This is a genomic window from Streptomyces melanogenes, assembly GCF_014649795.1.
In the GTDB taxonomy this organism is placed as follows: Bacteria; Actinomycetota; Actinomycetes; order Streptomycetales; family Streptomycetaceae; genus Streptomyces; species Streptomyces noboritoensis.
In genome coordinates, this window is record NZ_BMTS01000026.1 from 14,130 (window position 1) to 25,506 (window position 11,377).

Annotated in this window: 3 protein-coding genes; all 3 read left to right on the forward strand. The window is 71.8% G+C overall.

Annotation, left to right across the window (positions count from 1 at the left end; all coding sequences use genetic code 11):
* Positions 1–20 precede the first annotated feature (20 nt).
* The 3 genes from IE252_RS35995 to IE252_RS36005 all read left to right on the forward strand — a co-directional run bounded on the left by IE252_RS35995 (position 21) and on the right by IE252_RS36005 (position 11,308).
* The gene (locus IE252_RS35995; RefSeq protein WP_229849014.1) at positions 21–4,142 is read left to right on the forward strand and encodes a non-ribosomal peptide synthetase; all 4,122 of its coding nucleotides are present in this window, start codon (positions 21–23) and stop codon (positions 4,140–4,142) included.
* Positions 4,135–5,388 carry an MFS transporter gene (locus tag IE252_RS36000; RefSeq protein WP_190093685.1) on the forward strand — a complete coding sequence of 418 codons (1,254 nt, stop codon included), beginning with the start codon at positions 4,135–4,137 and terminating at the stop codon, positions 5,386–5,388. Before IE252_RS35995 ends, IE252_RS36000 begins: the two co-directional genes overlap by 8 nt.
* A 178-nt stretch (positions 5,389–5,566) precedes the next feature.
* The gene (locus IE252_RS36005; RefSeq protein WP_190093686.1) at positions 5,567–11,308 is read left to right on the forward strand and encodes a non-ribosomal peptide synthetase; all 5,742 of its coding nucleotides are present in this window, start codon (positions 5,567–5,569) and stop codon (positions 11,306–11,308) included.
* Positions 11,309–11,377: the final 69 nt, after the last annotated feature.

Genomic DNA, 11,377 nt, shown 5'->3' on the forward strand with positions numbered 1-11,377 from the left:
GCGATGTCGCCATTTCTGAAATGGGCCTCGATCAGCGGCGTGCACTGGAGGAGAAACTCCTGGCCGCCGCCGCCCGCAAAAGGTCGGTGAAACCGGCGGATGTTCTGCCCGAAGTACAGGGCCCGATTCCCGTCTCGCTGGCCCAACGGCGGCTGTGGTTCTTCTACCGGCTCCGCCCGCACAGCTCGCTCTATCAGAGCTCCGCGTGTTTCGAGCTGCTCGGCCCGTGTGACCGCGGGGCACTCGCCGCTGCCGTGAACGCCCTCCTGTCCCGCCATGACGTCTTGCGAACGCGCCTGGTGGAAGGGTCGGACGGGGTTCCGCTCCAGTATGTGGACGCGCCCGGTGAAGTCGAGCGGACCACTGTGGTGCCGCGCCCCGAGGGTCTGTCCGACCCGGCGTGGGAGACCGAGGTGCGCCGGCAGCTGGGCGAATTCGTCACCCAGCCGTTCTCGCTCGACGGGGAGTGGCCGATCCGGGTTTCCTGGTGGGACCTGGGCGCGACGCGGAGCATTGTCGCCGTCAGTCTCCATCACATCGTTTCGGACGGCCGATCCATCGACGTTCTGCTCCGCGACCTCCAGCATCTTTATGCCCGAGAAGCGGGTGCACGTGACGACGGCCCCGCCCCGCTCCTCGCCCAGTACGCGCAGTTCTCCCTCTGGCAGCATCAGCAGGTCGGCACCAAAGGCTGGGAAAGCCAGATCGACTACTGGAAAGAGCAGCTTTCCGGGCTTCCGGGAAGCGTGTGGATCCCTACGGATGGATCCCGGTCGGCGAATCAGTCCTTCCGTGGAAATGCCGTGCAGGTCGATCTGCCGGAACCGCTCGCGGAACGCGTGCGACGTTTCAGCGCGGAACAGTCGAGTACGGTGTTCACCACAATGATGGCCGCATTCCAGGTTCTGCTCCACCGGTACAGCGGAGAAGAATCCCTGGCCGTCGGAACACCGGTCGCCGGCCGCGGGCGCAAAGAGTTCCAGGATGCCATCGGGTTCTTTGTGAATACTCTGGCCATCCGTGCAGATTTCGGGCCTGAAGTCAGCTTTGCTGAATTGGTCCGGCAGGTCAGGGGTGCCGTCCTTGAGGGGCTCGAAAAGCAGGATGTCCCCTTTGATGTCATTGTGAATGAGCTTGGGTTGGAACGTCAGCTCTCGCACAATCCGGTCTTCCAGCACACCTTCCAGTACAACGCCGAAGGCGCTTCGGAGCTGGAGCTGCACGGCCTGGAATGCCGACGGGTATGGCCCCAGCCCCAGGCGAGCGACTTCGACCTCTCGATGTACATCAACGAGACGGCCGACGGCATGGCCGGGTGGCTCTCCTACAGCACCGACCTCTTCTCCGAAGAAACCGCACGGCGGGTGGCGCGGCACTACGTCGCGCTGCTGGAGGAGCTGCTGCGCTTCCCCGAACTGCCGGTGCGACGCGCCGGGTTCCTCGCACCGGACGAGCGCGAGGAACTCTTCGGTGATCTCGCGGGCGGCCCGAGCGGTGAGGTACCGCGCCGGTCCCTGCACACGTGCGTCGCCGAGCAGGCTCTGGCCCGCCCGGACGCTCCCGCGGTGGTGTGCGGGGACGACATCCTCACCTACGCCGAACTGTGGGAGCGTGCGGGGCGGTTGGCGGAGCGACTGCGTCGGCGCGGCGTGGGCCGGGGCGATGTGGTGGCCCTGATGCTGCCTCCCTCGACCGCTGTGAGCGTGGCCGTGGTCGCGGTGTTGCGCACCGGTGCCGGCTACCTCGGTGTCGACCCCCGCTTCGCCGGCACCTGGGTGGACCACGCGCTGGCCGACTCCGGCGCCCGGTACGTCATCACCACCGAGGAACTCCGCCCGCGCGCCGGACTCCTGCCCGCCCTGCTGGTCGACCCGCACCGCGGCACCGCGGTGGCGGAGCCCGGTGAGGGCGCCGACCCTGCCGGGGCACAGGAGCACGAACTTCCGTACGCGCCGGACGACATGGCGTACGTGGTGTACACCGGCGGCTCCACCGGGCGCCCCAAGGGTGTGGTGATCGAGCACAGGAGTCTGGAGTCCTTCATCCAGCACGGGATCGTGCCTATGGGTGTGACGGCCGCCGACCGGGTGCTGCAGTTCAGCTCGATCAGCTTCGACGCCTCCGTCGAAGAGCTGGCCGCCGCCTTCGCGACGGGTGCCGCCCTGGTCGTCAAGGACGAGATGTTCGACCTGTCACCCACGCGCTTCGCCGCATGGTGCCGGGAGCGCGGTGTCACCGTGCTGGACCTGCCCACGGCGTACTGGCACGAACTCGTCGACGCGGGTGCGAGTGCGGCTCTGGACGCCTGCCCGGACCTGCGGGTCCTGTGCATCGGTGGTGAAGGAGCCGCCCCTGACCGGGTACGGCGCTGGCAGGCGGAGGCGGGTCCCCGGATCCGCCTGCTCAACGGCTACGGCCCGTCCGAGTGCACCATCACGGCCACCTGGATGGACCTGACCGAGGCGGAGATCCAGGACGCCGTGCCGATCGGCCGCCCGGTCGGCAATCTGCGGGCCTACGTCCTGGACGCCGATGGCGAACCGGTGGCGCGCGGCAGCGCGGGCGAACTGTGTCTGTCGGGGCCGAGCGTGGCGCGCGGCTACCTGGGCCGGGGCGATCTGACGGCCGCCTCCTTCGTACCCGACCCGTATTCCGGGCAGCCGGGCGACCGGCTGTACCGGACCGGCGACCGCGCCCGTTTCCTGCCCGACGGCACGCTGGCGCTACTGGGCCGGCTGGATCAGCAGATCAAGTTCCGCGGTTACCGCATCGAGCCGGGTGACATCGAAGCCACCCTGCGCACCCATCCCGAGGTACACGACGCGCTGGTCAGACTGCGCGCCGACGACGGTGGCGAGCGCCGGCTCGTCGCCTACGTGGTGACGGACGGCACGGACCCCGGCGGGCCGGGCGGCCTGGAGGACGAACTGCGCCGCCATCTTGCGGCGCGCCTGCCCGGATACATGGTGCCGTCCGCCGTGGTGGCGCTGGCGGAGATCCCTCGCACTCCCTCGGGCAAGCTGGCCGCTGACCGGCTCCCGTCACCGCCCCGCGCCTCGGCGCACCAGGCGCGGCGCACCCCGCCGCGCGACGACCTGGAGCGTACGTTGTGCGGCCTGTGGCAGCAGTTGCTCGGCCTCGACGAGGTCGGCATCGAGGACGACTTCTTCCTTCTGGGGGGCCACTCCCTGCTCGCCGTCCAGCTCGTTCACCGCATCGAGCAGGAGTGCGCGGTCGCGATGTCCGTGTCGGTGCTCTTCCCGTCCGCGACCCCCGAGCGGGTCGCCCGGCTGGTGCGCGAGCGCGGCGAGCTCACGACGGCCGGGACGGCCGCGCTGCTGCGCGACGACGAAGCCGGCGTACTCACGGTGCTGGCGCACCCCGTCGGGGGCGACGTCACCTGCTATCTGCCGCTCGCCAGAGCCCTGCCGACTCCGGCGTCCGTGCTGGGGCTACGCTCACCTGGGCTCGAGGGGGACCTCGGACGGCTGCGTGACCTGGGTGACCTCGCCGGGCTCGCGGCGCTGTACGCGGACGACCTGGAAGCCCGTGGCACGGTGCCCCACGTCTTCGCCGGATGGTCGCTGGGCGGCCTGGTCGCCCTTGAGCTGGCCCGTGAATGGCAGCGCCGGCACGGTACGGCCCTTCCGGTGGTCGCGATCGATTCGACGTTGCGCGGCGAGCGGCCGCCTGCCGGGGGCTGGGACGAGGCACAGACGTTCGCCGCCTTCGCCCGGGACATCGGCCGCATCCTCGGCGTCGACGTCCCGGACACCACTCGTCTGACGGCGCCCGAACGCCTGCGGGCCCTGCACGACTGCCTCGCCGATGCCGGGCACATCGCCCCGGGCAGCGTCGAGCGTTCGGTGGGCCTGCGCTACGAGGTGTTCCGCGAACACCTGCGGCTCGGCGCGGCGTACGAGCCGAGCCCCTACGACGGCCCCGTCACCCTCCTGGTCGCCGAACGGCGCCCCGACGCCCACCAGGTCGTCGAGGAGTGGCGCACCGTCGCGGGAGCGCGGCTGCGCACCGAGCCGCTGCCCGCCGACCACTACGCGCTGATGACAGCGGCGCATGCGCACCGCGTCGCCGGGCTCTGGCCGCACCCTGTGAACGACCCAGAACGGAACACGCATGGCTAGCACCAACCGGTGGGGTGTACTCCGCCACAAGGACTTCAGGCTGCTGCTCGCCGGGCGGCTCACCTCGCAGGTGGGCAACTCCATCTCGATCGTGGCCCTCGCCTTCGCGGTCCTCGACGCGCTGGACTCGCCCTCCGCCCTCGGGCTCGTCCTGGCCGCCGAGGGCGTCTCCCTCGCCGTGTGCCTCCTCATCGGCGGAGTGATTGCCGACCGGCTGCCGCGGCGCACGATCATGGTCGGTGCGGATCTGGTGCGCTTCGCCTCCCAGGGGCTGCTCGCGGCCCTGCTGATCTGGGGCGACATCCGGCTGTGGCACTTCCTGGTGCTCCAGGTCGTCTCGGGAGCGGCGTCCGCGCTGTTCATCCCGGCCGTCGGCGCGGTGCAGCCGGACGTGGTACCCAAGGAGGATCTGCAGGCCGCCAACGCGCTGCGGGGTCTGGTGATCGCGATCGCGGGCATCGTGGGGCCCTCCGTCGGCGGCCTGGTCCTGCTCGTACTCGACCCGGGCCACGCGCTGGCCCTGGACTCGCTGAGCTTCCTGCTGAGCGCTCTGTGGGTGTCCCGGATCAAGGCGGGCGGTACCGCGGGCGCGCGCGGCGGCAGTGTGCTCTCCAGCCTGGCCGAGGGCTGGGGCGAGTTCCGCTCACGCCGCTGGCTGTGGACCGTCACCGTGCAGAGCGCGGTCGTGCGCATGATGGGTCTGGCACCCGTGATGGTGCTCGGGCCGACCCTGTACCACGGCGGCGACGACGCGGAGGCCTGGGGCATGGTGCTCTCCGGGATCGGTCTCGGCGCGCTCGTCGGCGGGGCGCTGTCGATGCGCCTCACGGTGCGCCGGCCGCTGCTGGTGGCCGTGGCGGGCACGTTCACCTTCGTTCCCATGATCTGGCTGCTGGCGGCGGACGCGCCCGCCGTGGCCATCGCCCTGGCCGGCGTGCTGGTGGGCGTCGAGCAGTCCCTGTACTGGACGTACTGGCAGACCGCGCTGCACAAGAACGTGCCCTCGGAGGTCCTGTCGCGGGTGAGTTCGTTCGACTGGCTGGGGGCCTACGCCTTCGAGCCGATCGGCTACGCGCTCGCCGGGCCGGTCGCGGCCCTGGTGGGCATTTCCACCACCCTCGTCGCGGGCGGCTCGGTCGTCGCGCTGGGCACGACGGCGGTGCTGATGGTCCCCGAGGTCAGACAGCTCCAACTGGAGAAGGACCCCGTCGAGAACGAGGCGGAGAAGAGCGCCAGCGGCGCCTGACGGCGACTGTTTCCCACCGCCCCCGAGGGAGCGGTGGCGAGCGCCACCTCCCCACAACGGCCCACGGCCGACCGCGTACCGCCGTCGGCCCGGCCGACGCTGCCCGCGCACGGGGCCGTGCCCAATCCCCGTACGGCCCGCCCCCGAACCCCTTTCCCGATCGCGCAAGGAGACAACTGTGGAATCCGGCGACCGACTCGATCGGCTCTCCGCTGAGCAGAGGCGGCTGCTGGAGGCACGCGTGCTCAACCGCCGCGGGCGCTCCAGAGCCGACGACGGCATCCCCGGCGTCGCGGGCGACAGCGGCCCGCTCTCCTGGGCCCAGCAGGGCATCTGGCTCACCCAGCAGATCGCCCCGGAGTCCGCCGCGTTCCATCTGACCCTCCACACCCGACTGACCGGGCCGCTCGCAGCCGACCGCATGGCCGCTGCCTTCGCCCGGGTCGTGGCGCAGCACTCGGCCCTGCGGACCCGCTTCCCGGTGGACGAGGACGGGACCCCGCGCCAACTGGTGTGCGAGGACGTGACGGCCCGGCTCGAACAGTCCGATCTGTCGGGGCGGTCCGGTGCGGAGCGCGACGAGGCGGTGCACCTGCTGGCGCAGTCGGTCTCCGACGAGCCCTTCGACCTCGCCGCAGGTCCGCTGGTCCGCGCGCATCTGGTGCGGCTGGACGACGAGGAGCACCTTCTGCTGCTGACAGTCCATCACATCGTGTGTGACGGCGGCTCCGCCGGAATCCTGCTGCGCTCGCTCCTGTCCGCGTACGAGCAGGACGAGGCGCCCCCGGCCGCCGGAACCCGGCACCTGGACTACGCCGCCTGGCACCGTGCCAAGCACCGCGAGGACGACGGGCAGGCGGCACAGGCGGACAGCGGCCCCGCGTTCTGGCAGCGGCACCTGGCCGGTCACAGCGGGCTGCTGGAGTTTCCCACCGACCGCCCCCGCCCGGCCCGCTTCGGCTTCCACGGGGCCCGGCTGCGGCTGCGGCTGCCCGCGGACCTCGTCGCCCGGCTGCGCCGCGTGGGCTCCGAGCGCGGGGCGACGCTGTTCATGGTGCTGCTCGCCGGGGTGTACGCGACGGCCGCGCGCTGCTCGGGGCAGAGTGACATCATCGTGGGCACACCCGTGGAGAACCGCGACCACGTTGCGCTCCAGGACCAGGTGGGGCTGTTCGTCAACACGCTTCCCCTACGGGTCGACGTCTCGGACGATCCCGCCTTCGACCAGCTCCTCGACCGGGTCAGAACACTCAGCCTGGAAGCGCTGAGCCACCGCGACGTGCCGTTCGAGCACATCGTGCGCGGCCTCGGGCTGCGCCGTGACGCCAGCGTCTCCCCGCTCTTCCAGCTCGCTTTCACCTTCCAGGAGGCGCCGGGCTTCTCCCTCACCTCCCAGGGGCTGTCCCTGGAGCTCGCCGACTTCGGCACCCGCACCACGAAGAACGATCTGACGTTCTGTCTGATCGGCGCCGAGGACGGGCTCGACGGATACCTGGAGTACAACACCGAGGTCTTCGACGCCGCCCGCGTCGCCGACCTCGCCCTGCACTTCGAGACGCTGCTGCGCGCGGCGGCCGACACCCCCACCGCTCCTGTCGGCGCGCTGCCCGTCCTGACCGACGAACAGCGCGAGCGCTTCCTCGCCCACGGACGCGGGCCGCAGGGATCCGGCGCCGCACTCCCGCTGGTGCACGAGCTGTTCGCCCGGTGCGCGCGCAGCCACACCGAGCGCATCGCCGTCACCGCTCGGGACGGCGAGCTGACCTACGGGGAACTCGACCGGGCCGCCGAGGACCTCGCGCTACGGCTGAGGAACCGCGGCGTGGGGCCCGAGTCCACCGTCGCGCTGGTCCTGGGCGAGTCGACGCGCGACCTCGTCGTCGCGGTGCTCGGCGTCCTGAAAGCCGGCGGAGCGTATGTGCCCGTCGATGTGACCCAGCCGGCCGTCCGCATGGCGCGGATCATCACCACGGCGGGGGCCCGTGTCGCGGTGACCAACGCCGAGTTCGCCGCCCAGGTGCCCGAGGCCGCCGCGGTGGACGTGGTCCGGCTCGACACCGACGACCAGGCCGAGGCCGGCGCGGCGCCGCGGCCCGGCGCGGTCACCCCGGCCAACGCGGCGTACGTCCTGTTCACCTCGGGCTCCACCGGGGTGCCCAAGGGCGTGGCGGTCGAGCACCGCAACCTGTCCGCCTATCTGGCCGCGGTCCTCAAGGACATGGACCCCGCTCCCGGCGACGGCCACGTCATGGTGCAGTCCCTGTCCGTGGACAGCTCCGTGACCGCGCTGTGGCCGCCTCTGCTCACCGGCGGCCGGGTGCACCTGGTGCCGCGCCAGGACGCGGCCGACCCCGCCTTCATGCGGGAACTCTTCGCACGGCACGCCGTCGACCATCTGAAGATCACTCCCTCGCACTTCGCGGCACTGCCCGGTCTGAGCCCGCGCAGGACGCTGATCGTCGGCGGGGAGAACGCGGACGCCGCCCTGCTGGAGGCCGTCAAGCGGGACAACCCCGGCTGTGTGGTGATCAACGAGTACGGCCCCACCGAGACCACGGTCGGCGTCGTCAGCCACATCGTGCGGGAGGGCACGCGCTCCACCTGGGCGGCGACTCCCGCCGGGACGGCCATGGCGGGCGTGCGCGCCTACGTCCTGGACGAGCGGCTCCAGCCGGTGCCGTCCGGCGCGGTGGGGGAGATCTGCATCGGCGGCGACCTCGTCGCGCGCGGATACCTCGGCCGCCCCGAGGCCACCGCGCAGGCCTTCGTACCGGACCCCTTCCGAGGCGTACCGGGCGCCCGCATGTACCGCACCGGGGACCTCGGGCGCTTCCTTCAGGACGGCACGCTCCAGTGCCTGGGCCGCGCCGACGTCCAGATCAAGGTACGGGGTTTCCGCATCGAGCCCGCCGAGGTCGAGGGCGCCCTGGGCGAACACGAGGACGTGGCGGCGGCGGTGGTCGACGCACGCGCGGTGCCCGGCGCCGCCGACCGCATCCTCGTCGCCTACGTCCAACCCGTCCCCGGCGCCCCGTTCGACGTGGACGCGCTGCGCCGCCACGTCGCCGAACGGCTCCCGGCCCAGATGGTGCCGACCGCGTTCGTGGAGATCGCCGCGGTGCCGCGCACCAGCAACGGCAAGGTCCGGCGCGAGGAGCTGCGCGACCCCGCCACCGACGATCTGGCGCGGTCCGCCGCCACGGAGGGCGCGACGGCGCCCGCCGACCAGATCGACGACTTGATGGCGGGCCTGTGGACGGAGTTGCTCGGGGTGCACCCGGTGCCCCGCCGGGCCGACTTCTTCGCCCTGGGCGGGCACTCCCTGCTCGCCACCCGGATGCTCTCGCGCATCAAGGCGCTCTTCGGCGTGGACATCGCGCTGCGCGACATCTTCGACGCGCCCACCCCGGACGGGGTGGCCTCCCTGGTCCGCTCGGCGCTGGCGGAGGCGGGCACGGCGGGAGGCACGGCCCGGCCCATCGAATGCCAGGACCCGACCCGCGACCTGCCGATGTCCCTGGCCCAGCTGCGGCTGTGGTTCCTGAGCGCCTACGACCCCGGACTGCCGCTGTACAACGTGCCCATCGCGCTGCGGGCCGAGGGCGAGCTCGACACCGGGGCCCTGGGCCGCGCCCTGACCCGGCTGACCGAGCGCCACACCGTGCTGCGCAGCGTCTTCCCCCAGGTGGCCGGTGTGCCGGTGCAGCGGATCAACGCCGTGGCCCAGGTCGGCATCGACGTCCAGGACTTCACCTGCCCCGACGTCGCGGCGGCCCGCGCACAGGCGTCGGGCTGGCTGCGCCGGCAGATGGACCTGCCGTTCGACCTGGCCCATGGGCCGCTGCTGCGCGCCCACGTGGCGCGGGTCGCGGACGGGGAGGCGCTGCTCCTGGTCAATCTGCACCACATCGTCTTCGACCGGTGGTCGCAGGAGAACTTCCGCACGGAGGTCTCCGAGCTGTACCGCGCCGAGCTGGAGGGCCGCGAGGCCGTCCTGCCCGAACTGCCCGTGCAGTATGCCGACTTCGCGGTCTGGCAGCGGGACACGCTCACCACCGAGGCGATGCGCGGCCAGCTGGAGCACTGGCGCAGGCAGCTGCGCGACCTGCCCGCCCCGCTGGAGCTGAACGGCCAGCGCGAGCGGCCGCGAAAGCGCTCGCACAAGGGTGACTTCGTGACGTTCACGCTCGGCGCGGACACCCGGGAGCGACTGGTCGAACTGGCCCGCAGCGAGGGCTGCACGCCCTTCATGGTCCTCATGGCCGCCTACCAGCTCGCCCTGCACCGCGCGGGCGGCGGCGAGGACCTGCTGGTCGGCATTCCCATCGCGGGCCGGCTGCGCCCGGAGGTCGAACCGCTCATCGGGTTCTTCGTGAACACCCTGCCGATCCGCGCGGACCTCTCCGGAGCACCGGGCTTTCGCGAGGTGCTGGCGCGGGTACGGCGCACCGCGCTGGACGCCTACGCCCACCAGGAGATCCCCTTCGACCACCTGGTCGGCGAGCTGCGGCCGCCGCGCTCGGCCAACCGGGACCCGTTCTTCGACGTCCTGTTCGCCTTCCAGAACGTCCCGATGGGCGACGGGCTGGAGCTGAACGGGGTGCGGCTGACCCCGCTGCCCTTCGACGAGTGGATCGCCAAGCGGGATCTGACCCTGCGCGTCGAGGACGAGCAGAACGCCTACCAGGGCGTCCTGGAGTACGACACCGAGCTGTTCGCGCGCTCGACCATCGAGGAGTTCGCCCGGGACTTCGCCGCCGTGGTGGACGCCGCGGTCGCCGACCCCGAGGTGCGGCTCACCCACGCGGGCCCCGGCGGCCCGCGATCCATCCGCACGACGACGAGGAGGTCCGGCATGTCGGCCGGTCAGAAGCCGAAGGCAGGCGGGCGGGCGGCGTTCGCCCAGATGAAGGGCGTCAAGCCGGAGAAGGTCCGGGCGGGTGCGGCGCCCTCGGTCCGGCAGGAGTTCCTGCCCGGCCACGAGAACGGGCTGCCCGCCGTGGTGCGGGCCCTGGGCCCGGACGCCGATCTGTCCCTGTGGAGCCAGGAGAACGGCGAGCTCGTCCAGAAGCTCCTGGCCGAACACGGCGCCGTGCTGTTCCGCGGCTTCGCGGTGAACGAGGCCGCGGCCTTCCGCCGCTTCGCCGCCGGGCAGATCGCCGAGCTGATGGACTATCAGGAACGCTCGACACCCCGCCACCAGGTCGACGAGAACAACGTCTACACCTCGACCGAATACCCCAACGACCAGCACATCGAGCAGCACAACGAGATGTCGTACTCGCATGTGTGGCCCGCGCGCATCGCCTTCTTCTCGAAGGTCGCGGCCACCGAGGGCGGCGCCACGCCGGTCGCCGACTCCCGGGCGGTCTACCGCGCGCTGCCCGAGCACATCCGGGCGCCGTTCGAGGAGAAGGGCGTGATGTACGTCCGCAACTACGGCGCGGGCGTCGACCTTTCGTGGCAGGAGGTCTTCCAGACGTCCGACCGGGCGGAGGCCGAGCGGTACGGCCGTGACTCGGGCATCGAGTTCACCTGGCTGGACGGGGACGGTCTGCGCACCCGCCAGGTACGCCCGGCCGCCGTGGACCACCCGGTCACGGGGGAGCGCGTGTGGTTCAACTCGGCGCACATGTTCCACGTCGCCGCCTTCGAGCCGGCCGCGCGGACCAGTCTGCGCTCGCTCTTCGGAGAAGAGGGACTGCCCCGGCACGCCTACTACGGCGACGGCACGCCCATCCCGGACGAGGTGATCGAGGAGATCCGCGCCCTGTACCGCACCCTCGCTGTCGCGTTCCCGTGGCGCCAGGGCGACGTGATGCTCCTCGACAACATGCTCGCCTGCCACGGCCGGGAGCCCTACCGGGGCGACCGGGAGGTCCTGGTCGCCTTCGGTGACCCGCAGCAGGCCACGCGCTAGCGGCCCTCGGGGCCGCGCCAGGCCCGGCCCGTACGCACCGACTTCCACGCACCACACAGGAGAGACCAG